The sequence below is a fragment of the Paenibacillus sp. yr247 genome (genome assembly GCF_900103825.1).
Taxonomy (GTDB): domain Bacteria; phylum Bacillota; class Bacilli; order Paenibacillales; family NBRC-103111; genus Paenibacillus_E.
The window spans coordinates 95,147-120,167 of sequence record NZ_FNIF01000011.1 but is presented as its reverse complement, the minus strand read 5'-3'; the positions used below and the strand labels follow the sequence as shown (position 1 = coordinate 120,167).

The 25,021-nt window shown below is 46.1% G+C and carries 16 protein-coding genes; 4 read left to right on the top strand and 12 right to left on the bottom strand.

Going from position 1 to position 25,021, the window contains the following annotated elements; genetic code table 11:
- Positions 1-52 precede the first annotated feature (52 nt).
- Genes BLT91_RS18670 through BLT91_RS18660 form a run of 3 tightly spaced genes read right to left on the bottom strand, consistent with a single transcriptional unit; the run spans position 53 to position 5,744 of the window.
- Positions 53-3,274 (bottom strand): AAA family ATPase, encoded by a 3,222-nt coding sequence (locus tag BLT91_RS18670; RefSeq protein WP_090823640.1) that lies wholly within the window; start codon positions 3,272-3,274, stop codon positions 53-55.
- The gene (locus tag BLT91_RS18665) at positions 3,271-4,548 is read right to left on the bottom strand and encodes a metallophosphoesterase family protein (RefSeq protein WP_090823638.1); all 1,278 of its coding nucleotides are present in this window, start codon (positions 4,546-4,548) and stop codon (positions 3,271-3,273) included. The genes BLT91_RS18670 and BLT91_RS18665 overlap by 4 nt, the downstream gene beginning before the upstream one ends.
- A gap of 20 nt (positions 4,549-4,568) precedes the next feature.
- Positions 4,569-5,744, bottom strand: a complete 1,176-nt coding sequence (locus tag BLT91_RS18660; RefSeq protein WP_090823636.1) for a glycosyltransferase family 4 protein — start codon at positions 5,742-5,744, stop codon at positions 4,569-4,571.
- 172 nt (positions 5,745-5,916) lie between these two features.
- Here BLT91_RS18660 and BLT91_RS18655 point away from each other — a divergent pair, with 172 nt between their 5' ends.
- The gene (locus BLT91_RS18655; protein WP_090823634.1) at positions 5,917-7,053 is read left to right on the top strand and encodes a GGDEF domain-containing protein; all 1,137 of its coding nucleotides are present in this window, start codon (positions 5,917-5,919) and stop codon (positions 7,051-7,053) included.
- 184 nt (positions 7,054-7,237) lie between these two features.
- Here the strand turns inward: BLT91_RS18655 and BLT91_RS18650 are convergent, their stop codons facing one another.
- The 5 genes from BLT91_RS18650 to BLT91_RS18630 form a co-directional block, all read right to left on the bottom strand.
- Positions 7,238-7,534, bottom strand: a complete 297-nt coding sequence (locus BLT91_RS18650) for a DUF6509 family protein (RefSeq protein ID WP_090823631.1) — start codon at positions 7,532-7,534, stop codon at positions 7,238-7,240.
- Positions 7,535-7,608: 74 nt separating this feature from the next.
- Positions 7,609-10,464, bottom strand: coding sequence for an RCC1 domain-containing protein (locus BLT91_RS18645; RefSeq protein WP_090823629.1), 2,856 nt, complete (start codon positions 10,462-10,464; stop codon positions 7,609-7,611).
- Positions 10,465-10,506: 42 nt separating this feature from the next.
- The gene (locus BLT91_RS18640) at positions 10,507-13,659 is read right to left on the bottom strand and encodes an efflux RND transporter permease subunit (protein WP_090823626.1); all 3,153 of its coding nucleotides are present in this window, start codon (positions 13,657-13,659) and stop codon (positions 10,507-10,509) included.
- Positions 13,656-15,659: an efflux RND transporter periplasmic adaptor subunit gene (locus tag BLT91_RS18635; protein ID WP_090823624.1), complete on the bottom strand. Its 2,004-nt coding sequence runs from the start codon at positions 15,657-15,659 to the stop codon at positions 13,656-13,658. Before BLT91_RS18635 ends, BLT91_RS18640 begins: the two co-directional genes overlap by 4 nt.
- A gap of 189 nt (positions 15,660-15,848) precedes the next feature.
- Positions 15,849-16,373, bottom strand: coding sequence for a DUF1003 domain-containing protein (locus BLT91_RS18630; protein ID WP_090823621.1), 525 nt, complete (start codon positions 16,371-16,373; stop codon positions 15,849-15,851).
- A gap of 344 nt (positions 16,374-16,717) precedes the next feature.
- Here BLT91_RS18630 and BLT91_RS18625 point away from each other — a divergent pair, with 344 nt between their 5' ends.
- The 3 genes from BLT91_RS18625 to BLT91_RS18615 all read left to right on the top strand — a co-directional run bounded on the left by BLT91_RS18625 (position 16,718) and on the right by BLT91_RS18615 (position 19,332).
- Positions 16,718-17,272 (top strand): DUF1003 domain-containing protein, encoded by a 555-nt coding sequence (locus tag BLT91_RS18625; RefSeq protein ID WP_090823619.1) that lies wholly within the window; start codon positions 16,718-16,720, stop codon positions 17,270-17,272.
- A 158-nt stretch (positions 17,273-17,430) separates the two neighbouring features.
- Positions 17,431-18,537 (top strand): phosphodiester glycosidase family protein, encoded by a 1,107-nt coding sequence (locus tag BLT91_RS18620; protein WP_090823617.1) that lies wholly within the window; start codon positions 17,431-17,433, stop codon positions 18,535-18,537.
- A 36-nt stretch (positions 18,538-18,573) separates the two neighbouring features.
- Positions 18,574-19,332 (top strand): polysaccharide deacetylase family protein, encoded by a 759-nt coding sequence (locus BLT91_RS18615; protein ID WP_254777014.1) that lies wholly within the window; start codon positions 18,574-18,576, stop codon positions 19,330-19,332.
- A gap of 325 nt (positions 19,333-19,657) precedes the next feature.
- On the opposite strand, the gene fsa is transcribed toward BLT91_RS18615, so the two are convergent.
- The 4 genes from fsa to zwf are packed head-to-tail and all read right to left on the bottom strand — an operon-like array spanning position 19,658 to position 24,831.
- A complete protein-coding gene (gene fsa, locus BLT91_RS18610; RefSeq protein WP_090823615.1) occupies positions 19,658-20,326 on the bottom strand; it encodes a fructose-6-phosphate aldolase in 669 nt (222 codons plus the stop codon).
- Positions 20,327-20,363: 37 nt separating this feature from the next.
- The gene (gene gnd / locus BLT91_RS18605; protein ID WP_090823613.1) at positions 20,364-21,263 is read right to left on the bottom strand and encodes a phosphogluconate dehydrogenase (NAD(+)-dependent, decarboxylating); all 900 of its coding nucleotides are present in this window, start codon (positions 21,261-21,263) and stop codon (positions 20,364-20,366) included.
- Between the two features lie 48 nt (positions 21,264-21,311).
- On the bottom strand, positions 21,312-23,306 hold the full coding sequence (tkt, locus tag BLT91_RS18600) for a transketolase (RefSeq protein WP_090823710.1): 1,995 nt from the start codon (positions 23,304-23,306) through the stop codon (positions 21,312-21,314).
- A complete protein-coding gene (gene zwf / locus BLT91_RS18595) occupies positions 23,290-24,831 on the bottom strand; it encodes a glucose-6-phosphate dehydrogenase (RefSeq protein WP_090823714.1) in 1,542 nt (513 codons plus the stop codon). The genes tkt and zwf overlap by 17 nt, the downstream gene beginning before the upstream one ends.
- Between the last annotated feature and the right edge of the window lie 190 nt (positions 24,832-25,021).

The window sequence follows — 25,021 nt, the reverse complement described above, 5'->3', positions numbered from 1 at the left end:
TTTCTTCAACGTATGTGCATAAACCGTTTCCCATGACCCCAATGTCTACATTCTATAAATTTATTAATCGGTGTCTTGGAATGAATCGGGCTGCCGCATCTCGCACATGTCCATGACATGTAAACAACAGCACTTGATGCCTGCTGCTTAAATCTGCAAGAATACGCAAACAGCTCTCCATTCGTTCCTCGTCGAAATTAACAAGAATATCATCCATGACAAGCGGTAAAATAGCCTTCCCTGCATATTCTTCGACAAGCGCAAAGCGCATGGATAAATAAAGCTGCTCAGCTGTTCCCCGACTAAGTTGGCTAGTGTCAACGGATTGCCCATTCGCTCTAATCGCTACTAGACGCTGCTCACCGAATGGCGCTTTGACCTGGGTGAAGGCACCATTCGTCATCTTCGCCAAGTAATCCGATGCGCGCAAAAGCACACCAGGTTGACGTTCCTGCTCGTACACATCGCGGGCTTTCTTCATAAGCAGTGAAGCGAATGAAGCGACCGCGTATTGATCCACTTGCTGCCGAATCGTGGCCCGATAAGCCTCAGCTTGCAGCAGAGAATCGGCATGTTCGGAGCCTTGCTCCAATTTCTCAATGTGACCGGCAAGCTTTCCGACAACCTCACGAAGTTCATTCGTTTGGTTGGCTTTTTCCGTTAGTTGATTCTGGAGCAATACCAATTCAATTGCAATATCTTCTTCTCCCTTTGTCTCCAAAAGCTGCATATAGCTGGCAAGTAAGGAAGGGCTAAGTAAGGATTCAAGCGAAGATTCCAGGAGGATTTGCTCCTCGGTCAGTTTCTTTCTCTCTTCCTGCGCTCTCTGATGAATGCGCAGCTCCTCACCATCTCCAGCAGAGGCTTCCTGCAAAAGCTGCTCAAGCCGCGCCTTAGTACGCTGCTCGTTAGCATCTAGAAGGTGCAGCTCTTGCAGGATTTCTGAATAAGACTGTTCACCATGCTTCTTGTCTGCAAGCAGCTTTAACTGATCCTGCTCTTGTTCTTTCCAGCGTTTGAGCGCGAATACGGACTCATGACGTACCGTTGGGGAGAGTTGGAGACGTTCAGCGACTGTATTCTCGTACTGATCAATGCTAGTCAATAGCGACTCAAGCTTGGACTCCAACTTATGAAGCTGTCTAAGCCTTTCCTGCCCTTGCTCGATCGTCTGAATCGTCTCTAGAGCAGCATCCGGAGATAACCGAGTGCTTAATCTAAGCGATTGCAGCCAAAGAATCCAATCCGTCTGCAGCTCATTCGTCTCTGTCACGAGTTGATCGTAAAAAGCTCTTCGCTGCTCTTCTTGCTGCTGAAGGGATTTCAGCATATCTTTAGCATCCTGCAGCTTCTCTAGCTTACGAAGCTGCTCGCTGTGTTGATGTTTATTTTGCTCAGCTTCCCTCATCCAAGCATCCAGTTGAGGCTGGAACGCCTGTAGGGGTATAGAAGCGGAGCGACCAGAGTTTTTCAGTGAATCGACAGAAGATGCTGCTGCAGCTTCGTCATAACTTGGTTGCTGCTGAAGAAATGAATATATTTGTTCTTGTAAATAGCGCTCCAGATCGTGAAGTTCGCGAATTTCATCTCCCAGACTTTCTTTTGTGGATGAAGTCATCGCTCGAGATGAGCGATTCTCTGCAGCCGGACGATCGGAAACAAGGATATAGAGAGCAGCACCAGCAAATAAAAGGAAAGCACATATAGCTGTTACCCAGTTGCCCTGCCATAACAGCAGGACAGGAGCTATGACCGCCAATAGAATGGTCATAACCACGAAGCGCTGACGAAGTCTACGCGTGGCGGTTTTGCTTGCTTTCTCTGCTTCTTCTAGGCCAAGCTGAAATTGACTCTGCACAGCATCGCGTTCTTTTTGATGCTCTACATCCCTCACAAGCAGCTGCCATCGTGCATAATCTCTGGCCATTCTTTGTATGGCAATAGTTGGATCTACTCCATCCGGGCGGGATGGGACTAACCGTAAATCGGATTCCAAGCCCCGAATGGTATCTTGTACACGAACGAGCTGCTGCCCAATACTCTCAAGCTCTGTTCGTACCCGCAGTTCATCGGAACGGCATTTCTGAAACCGTTCCTTGTAAGATCGTATCTGCTCGCGCAGGGAAATGGACACCGAGAAAGAGGCTAAATCTAAATCGGTCTCCTCCCCGTTAACTTCTATTTGTTTAAGCAGCCTGTCTATGTATACGCGTTGGTGTTCCTGCTCCACGCGCAATTGGTCCCTACTTCGTTTCTGCTCTTCATATGTGGATGCTTGCTCCAGCCAATGATTCAGCTCGACCTGATGCACGAGCAGATCTGGCTGGATTTGGATGGCGCGCAGTTGATTTTCCAAGCCCATCTGCCGGAGCTGGAGCCGTGAGCGCTCCGCATGGATGCGCTCCAGCTCCGCCTCAAGCGCGTCAAGCCTCGCCGAGGCGTGCTCGGGGAAGCCCGCCAGATCAGGCAGCGCTGCAAGCTCCCGGCCGATCTGACGCAAGCGGATCCATCCGCTTCGCGCCTTGCCGGCCAGGCCGAGCCCATGCAGCTCCGCACGCAGCGCCTCCTGCTGCTGCTCCAGGGCAGCAATGCGCTCCTCCGCGGAGCGGCGCTCTGCCTGCAGCCGATCATAGTCGGCTGCCAGGTCCCGGCTGCGGCGCAGCGACTGCTCCAGACCCTCAAGCTCCTTCAGGAGACGATTCATCTCCTGATTGCGTCCGCGAGGTCTGTACAGGCCGTCGGCCTGCGCCGTCAGCTTGCGCTCGGCCTCCATAATGGCCGAGCCGCTCACACCAAGCCCAGCGCTATAGAGATAGCCGCTGAGCTCGTCGGTCTGCAGGGTGCGCAGCTCCTGCAGCTCGGTTAAACCGAAAGCGAACAAGCTGCGGAAGAGGTCGGCCGATAGGCCGCCCAGCAGCGTGTTCAGCAGGTCTTCCCCCCCGGTGGACCCATCACCGAGGGTGACCTTGACGAGCCCAGCTGAGGCTCGCTTGCCGCCTGCGGCGGGCGCATCGTAGCGCTCGACGCGAATGAGCTGCCCCTGCTCATCGAGCAGGGTTAGCGCGCCCCCATGGGCGCCGCCGCCGAGCGGCTCGTATCGTTCTGACTTGTTCTGACGAGTCGGAAAGCCGAACAACACCGCGCGGACGAAGCCCATGAGCGTGCTCTTGCCCGCTTCGTTGGCGCCATAAAACAGCGCCAGCGGGCTGTCCGTATCAAGCTGCCGCTCTCGCAGGCTGCCGAAGCCGTCCACCTGTATGGATACGATTCTCATCCAGTCCACCCCCCGTCCGCGGCTAGTAAATCCGCGGCCAGTTCTTCTGCGGCGCGCAGCCACTCGCGCAGCCGTTCAGGTTCTGCCGCAGCGGGGTCTCCGGCTGCCTGAGGCAGACTCTGCAGCGCGGTCAACGCCTCGCTGGCAAACAATGCAAGCGCTGCGTCATCGCCACGCAGCGCAGCCGAAAACCGCAGGAGATCGCCAAGGAAGCTCTTCTCCTGCTGCAAAAGTTCGAGGTCGAGCTCACTAGACGTTCGTTCCTCGATCGACTCCACCCAAACGAAGCGGCTTCTCTCTGCTTCATCCGCTCGCAGCTCGGCGGTCAGCTCCTGAAGCGCCCGCCCTTTACGCAGCAGACCGTGAACCGCGCTGCGACCTTCCAAAACGATACGGACGACGGCATCTCTGCCGTCCGCCTCTACCCGAATCCGCTCGAGCTGATCCCCCAGCCGGTCTTTCAATTCTTGCTCCGTCTGTATGCCAACAACCGACAGCCGTTCCTGAAACCAACGCACCCGATCTAACGCATAGAAGGTTAGCTCAGGTCTTCCATCCTCCGGCATATCTACGATATAACATCCGCGAGGTCCTGTTTCCCGAATACTTCGGCCTTGCAGGTTTCCCGGATAAACGATTGTCGGCTGCTCATGCAGCACATTCCTCGTATGTACATGGCCTAACGCCCAGTAGTTCATACCTGCACGCAGCAAATCCTGCTTACTGCAAGGGGCATAATTATCATGACCGGGATCACCGTCAACATTCGTATGCAAAAGGCCAATCTGATATACGTTTTCTTGGCCCGCTCTAAATTTCACAGCTAAATTATCCGTTACCGCCGAGCTTCGATACGATATCCCATGAATCTGGGCAATGACGCCGCGATTCGGCTTGTCAACGTTGATCGTCTCCACCTGATCGCACGCAAAAAAATGGACAGCTGCCGGCCAAACCAGCTTCGCGGCACGTCCATCCTCCGGGTCATGATTTCCATGAATAACATAAGTAGGTATTTCCTGCGCAGCTAATTGCTCCAGTGCTTTCTGAAAGCGAATTTGAGCACGCAGGGAACGATCTGATAAATCGTAAACATCCCCACTAATGAGTACAAAATCCACCTGCTCTTGTATGGCTAAAGCCACGAGTTCCTTGAGCGCTCCAAATGTCGATTCTCGCATTCGCTCATGAACCCGTTCAGGCAGCGCCGACATGCCTTTGAACGGACTGTCCAGATGCAGATCGGCGGCATGCATAAACCGCAGTCGTTTCATGTCTTTAACGCCTTCCTAATTCAGCTTTTTTCGCCTTGCTCACTTTCATCCTTCTTCGTTTCACCGTCACCGGCTATTTGATAACTCTCATACACACTTTTCAGCTGCCGCAGCACTCGGTTCAACGAGTATGTTTTCTTCGCCTTCTCCCAAGCAGTTCGTGCCAAATTGTAGCGGAATGTAGGATCAATGACCACTTTTTCCAAAGCATAGCTAAGCGCCATCGCGTCGCCAACAGGCACTAGCAAGCCGTTATGTCCATGTTCAATTTGCTCGGCAATTCCGCCTACATCGGTTCCAATCAGTGCTAACCAGCACAGCGCCGCTTCCGCAAATACCGATCCGAATGCCTCCGCGCGTGAAGGCAGAACAAATACATCGAAGAACGGCATAAACTCCTCTGGATGCAGCATATAGCCATAAAAAATCGTATCTTCATAGATGTTATTCTGAATTGCAAGCTTTTCCAGCTCTTCTCGGCTAGGTCCATCACCAATAATATGTAAAACGAAGGGATGTCCACGCTTTTTCAGTTCTCCGCAAGCGATCAATAGCGTATCAAGTCCTTTCGCAGGAACTAAACGGCAAACGGTTATGAACTGAGTCACTTGATTTTCATGTGAAATCGGACGGAAACGCTTCTCGTCAAAACCATTTGGAATAACGCCTATCCGTTCACTATCCTGCACGTACTCCGCTATATATTGCTTGAACGAGTTTGAGACTGTAATAATCTGATCGACTCTCGCTTCAAGCTCCCCATAGATCTGTGTAAGAAATTGATGCTCCACACCATTTTCCTGAATTCGCCCATTCAAAATGAGCTCTCTCTCAAAGCTGGAGTGAATGGTCAAGATGACGGGTGTTTCCGGATAAATCTGCTTCATGACAAGTCCGACAATCGGATGATGAGCATGGATGATGTCATACTTCTTGGAAATTCTCAGCTTCGTCCACCAAACATAATCCTTGTAGGTCTGAATGTATTTATCAATGATCGGGTTCCCGGCATACTTCCGCCAATCGAAAGTGACGAATTCCACTTCCTCTGTACCCTTGCCCCGAATCCGCTTAGGTAGCGAAAATAGTTCCATTTCCCAGCCTTTTTTATTAAAACGGTCCAATATATAGGGAACCATGGATGACACCCCACCCGGCTGTTCCGGGGGGAAAAACAATGCTTGCAATATGTTCATTGCATGAGCCCCTCTCCCAAATCCTTGAGCTTACCTTCTTATTGTAACTTGTGTGCGCCGAATAGAAAAGAGAACAACTTCGAGCTCTATCAATCGATTCTATCCCTCTCTCCCATTTTCCTTTATAATAGAGTCACTGCTTGTCGAAAAAAAGAAAATCTTGGAGGAAAGTATGGACGTCGTTGATCTGCTGTTCGGTGACTTAGCTTCATTAATATCGAATACAATTGTGTTTGTCATTGTTGCACTTATGTTCGTCATCTCTCTTCGTTTATTTCTGGATCGTCGCAAAAAAGGTTATATGTCGATGACCATCTCCCTTGTTATTGTAGGCATCCAATACCTTCTCAAGTTATATTTATCACTCAGCGCCATAGATACAAGCTTAACCGCCTACATGCTGCTAATGCTTAAAATAGTCTCTTTTGTACTTATTAATTTGGGTATTTATCAATTATACAATCGCACGAATCGGAAGCAGTACATCTTCTTCTATGGTTTGATTATTATGGGTTTTGTCGTTTCTGTCCTTCATTTTAGTGTGCCACAAATGTATAACGGAACCATTCAGCAGGTAAGGCTGCTGCAGGACATTGGTCTCGAACTTTACGTGTTTGTGCTGATCTTTCTTTGTTTCTATATGATTCCGCCCTATATTGGTCAACAGGTTAAATATCAGTTGGCGCTGACGGTTTACTTTTTCATTCAGTCTGATCATCTTGTGAATGCCTATATGTATGGGAACGCTCAGCCTCTTCTTACTATTGCAGGGAATATCTTACCGATTATTTTTTATTTTTTACTATTTATGCTGCTTTTTGATCGTGTTGTTGAGCTTATGCAAGCGATTTATAATTCATCCATTACGGATGGGCTTACACGTCTATATAATCGCAAATTTTTCTACAACCGTGTCACACAGCACGTTCAAAGGCATTTACCCGTGTACATTTTGTTCAGCGACATTGATAATTTCAAGAAATTAAATGATACCAAAGGTCATCAGATGGGAGACGATGTGCTCAAGCAGGTTGCCCAGATTATGAAAGAAGAAGCAGAGGAATGCGGCATTGCCGGCCGTTATGGCGGAGAAGAGATGGTTGTCATGGTGACGGATCCTAGTGTCAAAATGGATGCTTTCGCGGAACGCGTTCGTAGTCGGATCGAGAAGGAAACGATCGTAACCGCAAGTATCGGCTATAGTAAGTACAAAAATGGAATAAGTGCCGAGGAACTCATTAAACAGGCGGATGAAGCCATGTATAAAGCCAAAACAAGCGGTAAGAACAAAGTGGTGAAGTACGCCTAGTGGCCAACTAAATAATTAGGGAAATCCAGAAATATCGGGACTTGCCTTGATTGCCCGAAACCTCCTCCTTTCACATTCATCTTACTGTAAAAGCTAGTTTTACACTACACTCGGAAAAATGACAAAAAACAGTTATTCCAGATGACCTCGTCACCTGGAATAACTGTTTTTTACTATCCAGCGCTTATTCGAGAGCTTCCTGGAAATGCTCTTGACAAAAAGCAGCTACGATGGCAACCTCTTCATCTTCCAACTCGAAATCGAGATAAAGCTCCGTCGTTTTTTCATACAACTCATACTTCATGAGTGATGATTTGCCTTCCTCCGCATTATAAATCGCTCTGATATATATGCCGCTATCGGAGTGCAGCTCATCATCTTCCTCAACCTCAATATCAATCAGAAATTCATACCGCTGTCCTGTCAAAATCTTAAACGGATCTTTCACCAATTCAACCGTGTAACTCGTAATTGTGAACATCGTGTCACCCCTTTTTCATCTGCAGGCTATAGTATACCTGATTATGGGTAGAAGCGCACATCATGACTCCTCATTTACTTGGCTTGTTCTACAGCTAACGGATCAACTGGCAGCGTCATGCCTTGCCGAACATTCCCAATACGCTCCATGACAACAACCGCTTGAGCTCTTGTTGTTGCCTCATCCGGCGCCAACCTTCCTTCGCTTAAACCTTGTAAAATCCCTTTGTTAACTGCTCCGCTCATCACAAAGTTTGGCGCAAGAACGGTGTTGTTTTTTTGCAAATCCGGGCTTACTGCACGAAGGGCAACTGTCGCAATCTCCTGACGAGTTATGGGAAGATCCCAGCCCTCTTGGAGGTCGCCTGCTTGCAGGAATCCCGCCTTTTGTACAGCATCGATATAGGGCTGATACCAGGCTCCGCCTGGTTTATCTGCAGCAACTGGCAGATGCATGGCGGTAACAGCCAGCTTCACAAATTCGCCTCTAGTAATGGCGCGGTCAGGAAGGAAGCTTCCGTCGCTATAGCCATTCACGTACCCTTTTTCCGCTGCTTGAAGAATAATATCTTTCGCCCAGTGTTCTGACAAGTCGTTGAAAGTAGCGCTTAATCCCGTAACGATTGCCGGTAGGCTGCGATTGGTTAAGGCATTGTTCCCGAGTTGGCCCGTATAGTTGCCTCCCCATGTCCAGATCGTGCCGTCCATTTCTTTAACCATACTATGGGTCCCACCTGCGGCAGCGGCATCCGCTTTGACAATACCCTTAATTTGTTCCGGTTTATTTTGATTAATTTTAGCACCATCGCCTAATTGACCAAAAAGGTTCTGGCCCCAAGCCCACACACTTCCGTCATTTGCGATCGCTAGGCTGTGATAGGAACCTGCATAAATGGATTTCATAGAAGGCAATGTGGTCACTTGAACAGGCTTCGTTTGATTAGTAGTTGTTCCGTCACCTAATTGTCCAAATGCGTTGTATCCCCACGCCCACACCGTGCCATCATCCTTTAAAGCAAGTGCAAAGTTTTTACCGGCTGTAATGGCTGCAACACCAGCTAGATCAGTAATTTGTACAGGCTGCTGCTTGCTGGCAAGCGTCCCATCCCCTAGCTGTCCACTGGTATTATCGCCCCAGGCCCATATTTTCCCGGTATTTTCTAAGGCCAAATTAAAATTGGAGCCCGCAGCGATGGCAACAATATTCGATAGCTGGATAATTTGGTTTGCCGAGGCTGATTTGTCATGACCAAGTTGACCATACGTATTGTCACCAAAACTCCATACGGAACCATTATTAAGCAGCGCAATTGTATGATTACTTCCTGCGGCCGCGGACACAACGCCGTTCAATGAATTCACTTGAACAGGCGACGTGCTTGGTGTTGTTGTTCCATCACCTAATTGCCCAAAGAAGTTCTGTCCCCATGTCCATAAGCTTCCATCCTGCTTTACGGCCACCGTGTGAGCATCACCGGCTTCGATTGCAGCGATCCCTTCTAGACTTAATGCTTCCGGTGATATGATAGAGGTATGGGTACCATCTCCCAATTGACCGAATGTATTACTTCCCCAACCGAACAACCGATTATTTTTGATTACAAATGTATCACTATCACTCGCTGTAAGGGGTTGTAATTGGGGAGCTTTAATCAAAAGCGTTCCTTCACCTGGCTGGAGCACCGGAGGATTCAGCCATACATTCACTTGCGTTTGAACGGGGGAAGCTTGGTTGTTCAGCGTCTTGTCCCCCAGTTGGCTATAACTGTTGTTTCCCCACGCCCAAAGACTATCATCTTTACCAATAGCAAAAGTGAAATTGGAACCTGCCCCTATTCCCGCTATTTCGGGAAGACCATTAACATGGTCAGGGAAAGTTTGATTCCACGTTTTTCCATCATAACCGGTGCCTACACCCAGCTGACCTGAGGTATTGTCACCCCACGTATAGACGCTGCCATCATTCTTTAAAGCAACAGCATGCGAATTCCCTGCCGTTATTTGAGTGACGTGTTCCAAGCCGATGACAAGAACCGGGAATTTATGTTCATCCTGCGTTTTGGACGTTACAGCATTATATAAGGCCGTAGGATCAGAATCAATCAGCCCCCACGTTAGTACGGTGCCGTCGTCCTTGAGAGCTAAAGAAAAATCGAAACCGGCAGCGATTTGTGTAATATGCCAGTTGGAGTTTGTAGCCATAATAGGCGTATTCAATCGATTCTGATCATATCCATAGCCAAGCTCGCCAAAGTAATTATCGCCCCAGGCCCATACAACGCCATCTTGATCAATCGCTAACGTATGGTAAGCGCCGCTCGCTATTGATTTAACGGAGACGATATTGCCTTTTACTTGGACGGGTTTATTTTGGGCTTTATTCGTACCGTCACCTAGTTGGCCGTACGTGTTATCTCCCCAGCTCCAAGCTGTACCATCGTCTTTGATTGCAACAGAGTGAAAGTTACCCGCCGAAATGGCCGTAACATGGGTAAGATCAGCAACTTGGACAGGTGATGACCGATCCATCGTTGTACCATCGCCCAACTGACCGAATGTGTTCTCACCCCAAGACCAAACAGTACCATCCGATTTGAGCGCTAAAGAGTGAGACTGACCTACCGCAATTGCGGTAATTCCTGATAATCCGCTTATGGGTGTTGCCTGATTGCGGTTGTTAAGCCCTGATCCCAGCTTACCGCGAAGATTATTCCCCCATGTCCAAACAGTCCCGTCTTTTTTCAAAATGACCGTGAAACCTTTCCCACCTCTGATTTGCTGGATAAAAGCGGGTTTGATATCTGATGTTCCGGCAGTAGCGCTGACTGTATCCCCCCAAGCTTTCTCGGGAAATACCGAGAAAGCCGTAAAGGAACTAAATAGCAGAAAACCAAGCAGCCAGAAAGTAACATTACGTTTCACTGTTTTCATGCTCCTTCTCCTTAGAGCTTTCCTTTTGGAAAGCGCTTATTCCTATAACGAGGCTGTCGTGCCGTGCTCCTGCTCGATTGCAGGTTTGCGTTTAAATCTTCTCGCGATGCCATCTTTCCAACTGTCCAGCAGTGTATAAACAACTGGAACCAGAACTAAGGTGATCAGTGTGGATAAGGTCAAACCAAAAGCAACAACTGTCGCCATGGAAGCTTGTGTCTCAGCACCGTCGCCAAATCCAATGACAAGCGGCAGCATCGCAAGTACGGTAGTCGCTGTTGTCATTAGAATAGGCCTCAAGCGAACTTTACCCGCTTCAAGTAAAGCATCGAATAACGGCATACCTTTGGCTCGCAGTTGGTTCGTATAATCAATTAATACAATGGCATTATTAACGACAATCCCAATCAGCATAATCATTCCAATGATGGAGTTCATATTAATGGTTCGATGTGTCACCATTAGTCCGAGAATGGCGCCCACGAATGTAGGCGGCAGAGAGAACATGATAATGAACGGGCCGTACAATGATTCAAACTGACTGGCCATAACCATGTACACCAAAGCAATGGATAGGATCAGAATCAAGTATAAGCTTTTAAAAGAATCGTTCTGACTAGTTTGCTGACCGCCCATAGTAACCTGATAACCATCGGGCGGTTGAATTGCATCGATTTTCTGTTTCACTAACGCAGATACTTCCCCAACGGAAGCACCAAAAACGGAAGCTTGCACAGTAGCTGCACGGTTCTGATCTTGCCTGCGAATTTGCGCTGGACCTGTTCCCGGTTCAACCTTTGCAATCAGACTGACAGGCACAACCGTACCAGCTGCGGTATTAATCGTCACATTATTGAAATTTTCCAGCTTATTCGTAAAATCATTCGGATACTTCACAAGAACGGAAATTTGCGAGCTGGCTGTTTTAAACTGTGTAGCTACACTGCCCTGATAAGCCGTACGCAAGGCAGTCATCACGTCTTTTAGCGAAACGCCGTAATGAGCCGCTGCATCGCGATCGATCGTTAAATTAAATTGCGGTATCGAACGGTCCAGCGTATTTTGAACATTTCGTGTGCCGTCTACTGAAGTGATTTCTTGAGCGACGAGATCACCTAACTTCTGTAAGATCGCTAAATCCGGCCCAGATAAATTAACTTGAATGTCACCGCCACCAAAGTTTCCGCCACCACCAAGACCTGGCAGTCGAACACCCGATGGGACATTCACACCTATTTGAGCTCCAGCAAAGCCCGTTGTGAGCGTCCGGATCTGCTCGGCTACTTGGTCAGTGCTTTTCTTTCTTTCGCTGAGCGGTTTCAGCCTTATTTGAATACTACCCGTGTTTGTTGATGCGGACTGGAATGCACCTCCGCCAGCAGAACCAACAGACGTAAAGACCGTGTCTATTTCAGGCACATCTTTCAATCTCGACTCCAATGTTGCAGCCACTTTGTTCGTCACAGCAAAGTCCGTACCCTGCGGGAGGTTAATATTTATGTTGACTTGCCCTTGGTCTGTTTTGGGTGTTAACTCACTACCTACGAAACGAACCGAGTATACGCTGGCAGCGAATAGCACGACTGTAATAGTGATAATGACCCAGCGATGAAGCATCGACCACCGAAGCAGCCTGCTATACAAATGAGTTGTACGCTGCATCCCCCGACCAAACCAGATAAAAGGGTTGAAAGTTCTACCGGCTGGCAGCTCTTCATCAACCTTACGGCGCAAAATTTTGGCCGCTAGCATAGGCACTAAAGTAACGGCAGCAAACCATGCGGCAATATGAGAAAAACAAACCACAAGCGCCATAGGCCAGAAAAATTGTTTCACTAAGCCACTGATAAATGCTGTCGGCGCAAAAACTGCAATCTGTGCGAGTGCCGAAGCCATAACCGCTGTTCCCACCTCGGCCGTTCCCACTTTGGCGGCTTCTTCGGGAGATAAGCCTTCTTGTCTTTTGCGGAAAATACTTTCCAAGACAACGACAGCGAAGTCTACAAGTGAACCGAGTCCAAGCGCTAGACCCCCAAGCGTAATGGTGTTAATCGTTTGATGACCGAAGTACATCATACTAAATGTGCTTATGATTGAAATTGGGATAACGACGCCGATAATTAGCGTCGCTCTTACGCTTCGCAAGAAAAACAACAAAATGAGGACGGAAAACGCGCCTCCGAGCAAGGTATGCTCAACAACGGTACGTAAAGAATCGCGAATAAATTTGGCTGAATCATTCAATATCGCAATATGCATACCTTCCGGGAGCTTGGATTGTATATCTTGAAGTGACTTCTGAATATTACTAGACACGGAAACCGTGTTCCCGTCAGATTGCTTGAGCACGGAGAGACTAACACTGACTTCACCGTCTTTGCGGGCTTCTAGCGTAACATCTTGGTAAGTATCAATGATTTTGCCAAGCTCGCTCAGAGCGATCGTTTGGCCCCGGCCAAGCTGAACTTGTACTTTGCCGATATCCGCTGTTGATTTAAAGTCTCCATCAATATGTAAAGGCACCAATTGGCTCCCTTTATTGACAAGTCCGGCGTCTATGGATGAATTATCATTGCCGAGTGCTGACACCAATGTATTGAAAGAGATATTGTATTGCTGCAATCGGCTCGGTTCAACGAGAATTTGAATTTGTCTGACACGCCCGCCGGTGACACCAACCGATGCAACACCATCCGAACGCTGAACATCAGGACTAACAATATTATCTGCAATGTCGCGCAGTGTAACCAGATCGGTTTTGCCATACAAGGCTAGTGTCATGATTGGTGTACTGTTCGGATCAACACGCGATACGACTGGTGCATCCGCATCAGAAGGAAGCTGCCTTCGTACACGGTCCAATTTGTCGCGCATCGTTAGCGTAGCCTGATCAATATTCGTACCATAATTAAATTGCAGGGTAACGTTACTTGAACCTGTCCGAGAGTTGGATGAAATACTAGTTACACCTGTAACGGTAGCCATCGCATTCTCGATTGGCTTCGTAATTTGCTGTTCGATCTGTCCTGGCGATGCGCCACTCCAAGAAACAGATACAGTAGCTGATGGAATTTCCAAATTCGGGTAAAGATCAACCGGTAAAAGTGGAATAGCAATCGAACCAACAATAACTAGCGCGATCATGATCATCAAGATGGTGACAGGACGATGAACGGAGAAATTAGCTAATTTCACTGTCCAGCCCCCGCTTTCGGAGCTGCTGCGTCAGCGCCATTGCCGCTCGGCTTTGCCCCTGACGGGTCAGCTCCCTTACCTTGCGTGCCTTGACCATTTTGACCCTGACCGCCTTGTCCTCCAGTTTTGCCTTGTCCTTGACCACCACTTCTGTTTTGGCCCTGACCTTGCCCCTGGCCACTTTGACCTTGGCCTCCGTTTTTGCCTTGGCCCTGACCTTGGCCCTGACCTTGGCCCCCTTGTCCACTGCCTTTGCCAGCACCAGCGTCTTGTCCGGGTTGGTTAATCTGAACCGGAACGTTATCGGAAAGCAGCTCTTGCCCTTTAACAACGAGCTCGTCTCCAACCTTCAGGCCGCTTGTAATTTCAAAAGATGAGCTTGTCATCACACCAATTTTCACAAGCACTTTCGACGCTTTGCCATCTTTGACAATATATACAGCATTACCACTTGGCTGGCTTAGCACCGCATCAGCAGGAACTACAATCGATTGTTTGCCTTCACTTTTGAGAGAAGATTCCGCAAACATGCCAGGTAATACTTCATGGTTATCATCATTAATTTTAATGTCTACCAGAAAAGATTTGGACGTAGGGTCCATCGTTGGATGAATGGCATAAACTAATCCGTCAAATGATTTATTCAAAGTAGGGATTTTAACCGACATGGATAAGCCCGTTTTGATTTTGCCAATAGATGCCTCAGATATGTTTACTGTTGCCAAAACAGGATCTACTGTAGCAATGGACATGACAGCAGATTGCCCTGTATTCTGTCCGACAGGAACTAGAATCGAGCTTACAATCCCTGTAACCGGGCTTGTCAACACACCATCCTGAAGTTGTTCGCTTAGGATTTTTAATTTGGTTTGGGATTGCTGAAGCTGGGCAGCGCTTACTTGCAAGGAATCCGTAGACTGAGCTGTTTTCAGCGCTTGCTTGGATTGCTCGAGCGTAGCTTCCGCACTATTTTTAGTGATATCCTGAGAGGATTGTGATTGTGCAAGCTGCGTACGACTGAGATCGAGCTGAGCTGCAGCCGTTGCCTGCGTGTTAGCTAGCGTTAAAAGCGCAGAATTCAAAGTCTCCTGAGCAACTTGCACGGCTTGTGAGCTTTGTGCGGTCAACAACGCATTTTGCAAGCTGGTCAACGATTGCTGGGCCGATTGTGTATCTTTATACTGGGACTGCTGCGCTTGCTGCAGCGTAAGTTGTGCATTTTGCAACTTGGCGAATGCATTGTCAATGTCTTTCCCTGTCTGTACAGCTGTATTATAGGCAGCAACTGCTTGTTGTACGTTTAGTTGGTATGTATTAATATTATTATTCTGTGTTGTTAATAAGCTGTCCAACTGCGAGTTCAAGTTTGTTTGGGCGACAGTTACTGCGGTAGCCGCATCCGTCTGTGCTTTGCTGAATCCAACCTGTGCAGTAGAAACCCCTTGTTTAGCTGTTTCAATAGAGTTTTGCTGCGTCGTTATGGCATTATTTAATTGGGTTTGCGCGAGAGCGACTGCATTCTTCTGATCATTGATGGTTTTCTCGTAAGCAGCTTGCTGAACAGCGAGCGCTTTCTGAGCTAAAGCCAAACTATTCGTTTGATCATTCACCGTTTTATTATACTGCACTTGACTTAAAGCAAGATCGCTTTTCGACTGTTCGAGGGATTGCTGAAGCACTGTCGTATCAATGTGCGCTAAAGACTGTCCGACTTTCACTTTATCCCCAACATTCACATCAAGGGAAGTAATGCGGCCACTCACTTTGGAAGAAAGATTCGTTGTGAAGGCTGGTGTAATCGAGCCCGTAAATATTTGCCCGCCACCGATGTCCGATAATTTTACAGTTTGTGTTTCTACTGTCATTTGGCGTGTACCCGATCGCCCGTTTGCCCCTGGTTTCGCGGTGCTTGCTGCCGTACTGCAGCCCGCTATGGTGACGGTTATCGCGGTAACGACTGCGATGATTGTGGTACTCTTGAGTGAACTGTACTTCCTCATGGGATGGAAACCTCCGTCTACTTCAATTCATTTGGGCAAATACTCTCTTCCATCATATTTGACATTGATGATAGAAGTGTGATTGAAATGTGAAAAATGTGTAAAAATAGGGAGAGTCACAAGAATGCATAGGACAAAAGGCCCGAATAAAACAAAAAAACCTATCCAATAGATGGATAGGTATCCCGTTTATTTACTTTCTAAAAGTCTTTTAATCTCAGCCAAATCTTCCTTTACTTCTCTCCTAAAAGCAGCAAAATCATCCTCTAATCTATGCAAGTGTCCCTGCATATCGTCAATTTCTTGCTCCGCTTTATAGTTGATTGCATAGTCAACGATGGTTTCCTTCTTATCTCTAATAGCTTGTCTATTCTGACTCATCATGATAATTGGAGCTTGAAAGCCAGCAAGGAAAGATAAGACCAAGTTTAATAAAATGAAAGGTGATTCATCAAAATGAATCATTTTAGTAAAAGAGAGCGAATTTAGAACGATCCACAAAGCGAGAACAGCAAAAAAAATATTAATAAATCTCCAACTGCCTCCGAAGGAAGCTATTTTATCAGCAAGCTTATCGGACCATTTCGTTGACTGCGCATATTTCTCGTTCAGCTGTTTATGTATTTGACTTTCAAATTCATCCACCAAACGATTCATGCGTGAACCATAGTCACTTAGCTCTTTCTTATAATTCGTCTCTACTATTTGTGACATTTCATCCTACTCCTTCTGTTGAAACATGAGATCATCCATTTCAACATACCACTAATTTACAAAGCGATCAACAGCGTGTAAAGCTCCGGGTAAATAGGTCAAATACCGATGTACAATAGCTTCCGTTCAGAGTATGATAAAAAAGGTATTTAATAAGAATAAAAGGAGTTGAAACTTTTCTATGGGTAGTCCGAGTTCAAGTGAAGAAGGGCCGATAGGCATCGAGGAAGTCTCCAATTATGCATCCCACTTGACTTACAGACTGCTTGTGAAAAGTTTGCAGCTCAAGTAATTTATCATGCTTATTGTATGACTTCCTCAGGCGAATATGAGGAGGGTAACCGATGGCCAAAAAATATTTCCAGACCAAAGAACAAATGAAAGACAGTAAATTACAAGGCTTTGATATTGATATCAATCCTACAGATGCTTTACGCATTGATCGCCTAGTTGATAACTATGAAAAAAGCATTCTTATCCATCTGGAAGAAGAATACATTCGTAAAACGAGCTGGGCAGATCGGCTTGCAGATCGGCTAGCTTCATTTGGCGGAAGTTGGAGATTCATCATTTATTTTGCGGTTTTCCTTGCCTTATGGATCATTTGGAACACCCTGCCGTTCACTTCTCATTTCGATTCTGAACCCTTTATCCTATTGAATTTATGCTTGTCATTTATTGCAGCTTTTCAAGCTCCTGTCATCATGATGAGTCAGAATCGGCAAGCTTCAAGGGACAAACATGAATCCGTAATTGATTTCGCAATCAATTATAAAGCGGAACAAGAAATCGATGATATGAAAAGTCATTTGCACCGAATCGAGAATGAACTGCAAGAATTAAAACGCTTGATCATCTCAACATATGCAAAAAAACAGGAACCTCATGACCATCAATAATGGTAAGACGCATAAAGAGCCGTTAAGCAGCCATTTCAGGCTAATTCGGCTCTTTTTATTTTGCAGCTGAAAATATGTGAAAATATTGTCTTTTTTCATCGTATTTTAAGGAATCTATATTAAAGTAGGTAGGTATGATTGGAAAGAGGTGTTTTTACATGAATGATTATCAAGGATATTCATTAGCTCAATCTGGCCCTACTCTACTTCCTAAGCCGCGACGCAAGCGCTATATGCGCTTTTTTATCCTTATCTTTCTCTTTGTCATCTGTTCTTTTGTTTGCTGGTTCTATTTCTCGGCATCCGGAACTAATTATCGTTACATGATTGCGGATACACTAATAACGTCGCAGCACCGCGACTTCGCAAAATATTTAATTGGTGAGAACGAACTCAACCGTAGAGTAGACGAATACATGAAAAAATTCGACGCTATGGGGATGGAAAAGGACAATCACAATGTACTGGTGTCAACAAAAAAGAACAATGCAGTAAACGTTGAGCCCATCACGAACAAAAAGTACAAAGGTTATTTACTCTATGTTCACAATCCCCAAATGATCCGTGTCGTAACCACAAGTATCATGGGACAAGGAGAGCAAATTCTGAGTATGGTTAAACGAACAGGTGCCATTGCTGGCGTAAATGGAGGTGCATTTGATGATCCCAACTATGACGGAAATGGTTTTAGACCCATAGGTATTGTAATGGCAGATGGAAAACTTCTCTACAGTGATGGAGGTATGGAAGACCCTGTCAATGTTGTTGGCCTTGATCGAAATGGTGTGATGGTTGCAGGGCGCTATAAACCTAGTGAATTGGTCAAAATGGGGGTTAAAGACGCCGTCACCTTCCAACCCAAATTTATCGTTAACGGCAAGGGTCTTGTGAAAAACGAAGCGGATGGTTGGGGAATCGCTCCTCGAACCTGTATGGCTCAAACGAAAGACGGGACAATCATCTTTCTCGTTATTGACGGACGACAACCAGGCTATTCAATTGGAGCAACGCTTTACGATGCCCAACAGCTATTATTAGAAAAAGGGGCTGTTACAGCTGCCAATCTAGACGGAGGCTCTTCTTCCGTGTTAGTTAATGATGGTCAGGTTGTGAATCGACCTTCCAGCAGTTACGGCATGCGATATTTGCCAACAGCCTTCCTTGTATTTGACCACCCTGAGAAAGTGGTAAATAAAAATTTGTGGAGCGGCATCAACATGTCCAACTACAACTCTTCAATAAAACCATTCGCTGCCAAGCAGTAGAAAGAAGTGTTTTTCTTGATAGTTAAACTTAGCCTAATGTGTATAGCGATTTGTTTATTCCTGTCCGGATGTGGAACTCCTAAGCCATCTGTTATTTCTCCTGCTCCGATTAGCCAATCAGTAAGTTCAGTCGTTCAAGCTGCTATCGGAAAACAAATGGATTCCGCGTTAGATGAGCGTGTTATTAATCATGTAACGATGACAAAAAAACAAGTCGCTTTAACTTTTGACGATGGCCCTGATGATAAATACACATTGAAAATTCTTGATATCTTGAAGGCGAATGGGATTAAGGCTACCTTCTTTGTTGTGGGCGAACATGCGGCCAAATACCCAGCTGTGTTGAGACGAATCGTTCAGGAAGGACATGTTGTTGGTAACCATTCTTGGGATCATCCTGATCTCCTCAAATTATCTAATGAACTTATCCGCAATGAAATTACGAAAACCGATGATGTCATCCGAAACATTAGTGGAGCTTCACCCACTTTATTCAGAGCTCCCTATGGCGCGGTAAACAATGATGTTAGAATCGATGCAGCTTCAACCGGACACCACCTCATAGGTTGGTCTGTAGACACTTTGGATTGGAAAGGAAAAAGCACCGCAGAAATCATCAACGCTGTCAAAAAGGAAGTTACACCAGGGGCCATTATCCTACAGCACTCAGCTGGAGGAAAAGGAGGCAATTTGACGAACACGATTCAAGCTTTGCCTCAAATCATCTCGTATTTAAAGCAAAACAACTATTCTTTTGTAACAGTGCCAGAGCTTTTATCTGCTGAGACTCATTGAAAATATCTTTTCACCGATTTGCAGCAAAGGATTTCTTCTTCCTTAGTATATAACAATTCCAAAATCGTAAACTCGGAAGATGACAAATTATATTGCTTCATCTCTTATACCCCCTATTGAATTGATGAAAAAAATCATAGTATCTTCAATTTTCGAAACTATTCTTCTTAATAAAAAATCACGAAGCAATTTCCATGCTTCGTGATTTTCTTCTTTATAACACAGCATTATAGATATATATCCTCAAGTTATGAAGCAAATAAGCCGTCTTCTTATTAAATAAGGACGGCTTATTTGACTTGCTGTGGAGTAATCGCAGACAGGATTAATTTTTTGGAGCTTTTGCCCAATCAGCCGCGAATTTTTCCATGCCTTGATCGGTCAGCGGATGCTTCGAAATCTGCTGTATAACACTGAAAGGAACTGTTGCAATATGAGCCCCAGCCATTGCTACACGGGTTACGTGATCTGGATGACGAACAGAAGCTGCAATAATTTGTGCATCTAACTGATGAATACGGAATAACTCAGCGATTTTCGAAACTAGCAGTACACCATCTTCTGAGATATCATCCAAACGGCCTAAGAATGGGGAAACGTATGTGGCACCTGCACGAGCGGCCAAGAGCGCTTGATTCACCGTGAAGATCAGAGTGACGTTGGTTTTAACACCTTTCTTAGTCAGATAGCGACAAGCTTCTAACCCATCTAAAGTCATAGGAAGCTTGATCGTGATGTTCTTGTCACCGCCATTAATCTTGATCAATTCATTTGCTTGCGCGATCATATCTTCAGCTGTAAGAGCTTCTGGTGTCACTTCGGCAGAAACAGATTCAACTTCAGGCACCAGCTGTAAAATTTCAGCAATACGGTCTTCAAATTTCACGCCTTCTTTAGCGACTAAAGATGGATTCGTTGTAACACCGGATAATACACCGATTTTATACGCTTTTTTAATATCCTCAACATTGGCCGTATCAATAAAAAATTTCATAATAATTGCCTCCCGATTATAAAGTATGATGATGTATTTACTTGCTTATTTTTTCTACTGCATGTCCGCCAAACTCATTGCGAAGCGCCGCAACGACTTTGCCTGTGAACGTATCGGTCTCTAATGAGCGGAACCGCATGAGCAAGGACATGGCAATAACCGGAGTAGCCGTTTGTAGATCGAAAGCCGTCTCCAGCGTCCATTTCGCTTCACCAGAGGAATGCATAACCCCTTTAATCTCTTCCAGCTTGGAATCTTTGGAAAAGGCGCGCTCCATCAGCTCAATGAGCCATGAACGGATAACGGAACCGTGATTCCAGACGCGGGCCACTTTTTCATAATCAAAGTCAAAATCGCTTTTCTCCAACACTTCGAATCCTTCTCCGATCGCCGCCATCATGCCGTACTCGATCCCGTTATGAACCATCTTCAGAAAGTGTCCGCTGCCTGCTTTACCTGCATACAGATAACCGTTTTCCACGGCTGTATCACGGAATATCGGTTCAACGGCAGACCATACTTCCGGGTCGCCGCCTACCATGTAGCATGCTCCGTTTCTTGCCCCTTCCATACCTCCGGAAGTGCCGACATCAAGGAAGTTTATGCCTTTTCCTTTAAGTTGATTGTAACGATTGACGGATTCCTTATAATGGGAATTCCCGGCTTCAATGATAATATCGCCTTCGGATAATAGAGTTGAAATCTCATCGATAACGGAATCGACAACTTTATGTGGAACCATGATCCAAATAATTCTTGGGTGCTCCAAGGATTGAACGAACTCCTTCAAGTTGGCCGCCCCTTTGGCTCCAAATGCCTTCATTTCCTCTACCGCTTGGTAATTTAAATCAAATGCAACAACTTCATGTTTATTATCAAGAAGATTTTGACCTAAGTTTAATCCCATTTTGCCTAGTCCGACTAATCCAACTTTCATTGTGTTTCCCTCCATAACGAATGTCTATACGTTATCTCTATTAATCATCTATTCGTTAAGCAAATCTTTGCTTAATTGGACGACATGATTCACCGAAAATCCAAAGTATGCAAGAACTTCGCTTCCAGACCCGGAAGCTCCGAATGTTTCAATGGACAATACTCTACCCTTCAATCCTGTATAACGTTCCCAGCCTAAAGAAATCCCTGTTTCAATCGCAAGCCGTTTGTGGATCGATGAAGGAAGAATAGATTCCTTGTAGGCCAGGGATTGACGTTCGTAAAGCTCCCAGCTAGGCATCGCGACGACGCGCACAGAAAAATCGTCTTTTTCCAATTCCTTCTTGGCTTCCACTGCTAAGGAAACTTCAGATCCAGTCCCTATGAGGATAACATCCGGCTGATCATTTGTTTCTGTCAGAACGTATGCTCCTTTAGAAAGCTGATCCGTATTTGCCTTTGTTTGTTCAAATACTGGCAAGTTTTGGCGGCTCAGCACTAAAGCTACCGGGCCATCCGTTTGCTGCAGCGCAAAGGCCCAAGCATTGGCTGTTTCGTTCGCATCACTCGGCCGAATAACGGTAAGTCCTGGAATTGTCCGCAGAGCAGCCAATTGTTCTACAGGCTCGTGAGTCGGTCCGTCTTCTCCGACAGCGATCGAATCATGCGTAAATACATACGTGACAGGTAATTTTTGAAGGGCAGCTAATCTAATAGCAGGACGCATATAATCATTGAAAACGAAGAAGGTGCTTACGAATGGTTTTACGCCCCCATGCAGTGCCATTCCGTTGCCCGCGGCACCCATTGCATGTTCTCGAACCCCAAAGTAAACGTTGCGGCCAGCATAGGACTCAACCGCAAACTTCTTCTCCCCTCTGATATCCGTCATTGTTGAATGGGACAGATCCGCACTTCCTCCGAATATGGAAGGTACAATTTTGACGAAATGGTTGATGGCTTCACCGCTTGCAACACGAGTCGAAACAGCTTTCGAATTATCGAAGGTCAGAATATCTGCCGCATCTAGCAAAACCTTTCCACTAATAGCATTCTCAAGTTCTTGGTATAGTTCAGGATAAGCTGCTTTGTAGGAAGCCACCAACTGATTCCACTCGGATTCTGCAGCCTCTCCTTGTTGTCTAAGCAGATTAAAGTGAGCTTTCACTTCTTCAGGAACATAGAAATCTTCTTCATAATTCCAGCCATACGCTACTTTTGTTGCTTTCGCTTCCTCCTGGCCTAGCGGGTTACCGTGTGCCTTGTTCGTTCCGGCAACTTTCGGGCTTCCGAAGCCGATCACCGTTCTAATCTCAATGATGGTCGGCTGCTCGGAGTTTTGTTTGGCTGTTTCAATTGCTTTGGTGATCTCTGCGACATCATTGCCATCCTCGACAAGTAAGTATTGCCAATTGGCCGACTCCGCTCTTTTTCGAACATCTTCCGAGAAAGATAGATTTAATTCGCCGTCAAGAGAGATGCTGTTAGAATCATAGAGAGCGATCAATTTGCCGAGTTTCATATGACCGGCCATAGACATCGACTCGTAGGAGACCCCCTCCATCAAACAACCATCCCCGACTAGCGTGTACGTATAATGATCAATAACTGGAAAACCATCACGATTGAATTTGGATGCAAGATGAGCTTCTGCCATTGCCATCCCAACAGCCATCGCAATCCCTTGTCCAAGTGGACCGGTTGTAGCCTCAACGCCCTCCGTGTGACCGAATTCAGGGTGTCCCGGGGTTCTGCTATTCAACTTACGAAACTGCTGCAAATCCTGGGTGGTTACTTTATATCCTGTCAAATGCAGCAGGCTGTACAGCAGGCTGGAACCGTGACCGGCAGAGAGAACAAAACGATCTCGATCAAACCACTTGGCATGCTTTGGATTGTGTTTCAAATGATTGGCCCATAGGGCGTAAGCCATCGGGGCAGCCCCCATTGGCAATCCCGGATGGCCGGAATTCGCGTAGTTAATAGCATCAATGGATAAAGTTCGGAGCGTATTCACAGCTAATTGCTCAACGTTGTGGTTCATACTCATAATGTTGTTCTCCTTGAATTGATTTCATATCATGCTCAGTATCAGTATCAGTATCAGTATCTAGCCACCATTTGTTTCCATCTTCCGCCAATAATCGTGAGGATGCTTCTGGACCATAGGAGCCCGCCTCGTAGGAATCAAGTGGAATAAGCCCTTCTTCATATGCATCCAGTATCGGCTGCACCCATTTCCATGACAACTCAACTTCATCCCAATGGGCAAAAAATGTGGAATCCCCGCGGATAGCGTCGTAGATCAAATTTTCATAAGCTTCCGGTGTATTTTTGTGATTCGTGTTAACGTTGAAATGGATGGGTTCATATTCGCCTTTATGCAAGGGATCCTTACTATTTAATTGAAAGCAAATGCCCTCGTCCGGGCTGATATCAAGCACTAGGAGATTGGGTGCTGAAGTCTCATGAGGCTTGTGTTGAAGCTTCGCTAAAGGTTCTTTAAACTCAATCACGATCCGTGTTGATTTCTCCTTCATCCGTTTACCGGTACGAATATAAAACGGGACTTCGTTCCAAAAATAATCATCGACCCATAGTCGAACTGCAATGAAGGTATCATTTTGCGAAGCGAAGGGAACTCCTGGCTCATTCACATATCCCGGAACCGATTCGCCCTGAATTACCCCCTGCGTGTACTGTCCGCGGACAACGTTTTGAACAACGTCCTCTTTCGTTAGCGGCCTTAGTGATTCCATAACTTTTTTCTTTTTGAAACGGACTAGTTCGGTGTCTGCTCCCTCAGGAAGCTGCATTGCTGTCATCATCAGCAACTGAAGCATATGATTTTGGAACATATCCCGGATCGCCCCGGCTTGGTCGTAGTAACCCGCTCTTCCTTCAACCCCTACGATTTCATTCGCCGATATTTGAACGTTTGATATGTAACGATTCGTCCAGAGTGCATGAAGAATAGGGTTTGAATGCTCGAGAACCTCAAGGTTCTGTACCATCGGCTTCCCGAGGAAATGATCGATTCGATAAATTTCCTGTTCTTCAAAGGTATGGCTCAATTTCTCATTGAGCTCACGTGCCGATTTCAAATCGCGGCCAAAAGGCTTCTCAATGATTAGTCTCTTCCATCCCTGTGTGGAACCTAACCCGCTCTCTTTGATGTTAGAGGCGATGATATCGAAAAACTCGGGAGCCACCGAAAGATAAAACATTCGATTCTCAGGAATATTCAATTCTTTTTCACGCTGCTGGGCAAGCTGTAACAGTTCACGGTAATCTTCAACACGATTCACATCCAGCACGCTATAGCGAAAAGCACTTAGGAAAGCCTTCAAAATGACAGGATCGTTTGCATCACTTCTGGAAAATGTGTTTAAGGATTGCTCTATCTGAACTCGGAAGGTTTCGTCCGACAATTCTCTTCTGCCTAATCCAATTACCGAGAATGACTTTGGCATCTTTTGATCAATAAACAAATTATAAAGCGCGGGATATATCTTTCTCTTTGCTAAATCCCCCGTAGCGCCAAACAAAACAAAAGTCATGTTGGCCAAGTTTTCCAAGTTGTCTATGTTGTTCATTTCCACCCCTCCATTCGGTTACTTTTAATAACCTACATACTTTATATTCCCAATAATACACCTCGGGTATGACCAAGTCAACTAAAAAAATGTCCAAATTGTGAATGCCTTATGCCCTTTGAATGACAGCGTTTTCTATGTTATATTAGTATAACCAAGTAAC

Bases quoted from the DNA above. Each gene is read 5' to 3' on its own strand.
- BLT91_RS18670 (WP_090823640.1), bottom strand. From the start codon at position 3,274: ATGAGAATCGTATCCATACAGGTGGACGGCTTCGGCAGCCTGCGAGAG.
- BLT91_RS18665 (WP_090823638.1), bottom strand. From the start codon at position 4,548: ATGAAACGACTGCGGTTTATGCATGCCGCCGATCTGCATCTGGACAGT.
- BLT91_RS18660 (WP_090823636.1), bottom strand. From the start codon at position 5,744: ATGAACATATTGCAAGCATTGTTTTTCCCCCCGGAACAGCCGGGTGGG.
- BLT91_RS18655 (WP_090823634.1), top strand. From the start codon at position 5,917: ATGGACGTCGTTGATCTGCTGTTCGGTGACTTAGCTTCATTAATATCG.
- BLT91_RS18650 (WP_090823631.1), bottom strand. From the start codon at position 7,534: ATGTTCACAATTACGAGTTACACGGTTGAATTGGTGAAAGATCCGTTT.
- BLT91_RS18645 (WP_090823629.1), bottom strand. From the start codon at position 10,464: ATGAAAACAGTGAAACGTAATGTTACTTTCTGGCTGCTTGGTTTTCTG.
- BLT91_RS18635 (WP_090823624.1), bottom strand. From the start codon at position 15,659: ATGAGGAAGTACAGTTCACTCAAGAGTACCACAATCATCGCAGTCGTT.
- BLT91_RS18630 (WP_090823621.1), bottom strand. From the start codon at position 16,373: ATGTCACAAATAGTAGAGACGAATTATAAGAAAGAGCTAAGTGACTAT.
- BLT91_RS18625 (WP_090823619.1), top strand. From the start codon at position 16,718: ATGGCCAAAAAATATTTCCAGACCAAAGAACAAATGAAAGACAGTAAA.
- BLT91_RS18620 (WP_090823617.1), top strand. From the start codon at position 17,431: ATGAATGATTATCAAGGATATTCATTAGCTCAATCTGGCCCTACTCTA.
- BLT91_RS18615 (WP_254777014.1), top strand. From the start codon at position 18,574: ATGTGTATAGCGATTTGTTTATTCCTGTCCGGATGTGGAACTCCTAAG.
- fsa (WP_090823615.1), bottom strand. From the start codon at position 20,326: ATGAAATTTTTTATTGATACGGCCAATGTTGAGGATATTAAAAAAGCG.
- gnd (WP_090823613.1), bottom strand. From the start codon at position 21,263: ATGAAAGTTGGATTAGTCGGACTAGGCAAAATGGGATTAAACTTAGGT.
- tkt (WP_090823710.1), bottom strand. From the start codon at position 23,306: ATGAACCACAACGTTGAGCAATTAGCTGTGAATACGCTCCGAACTTTA.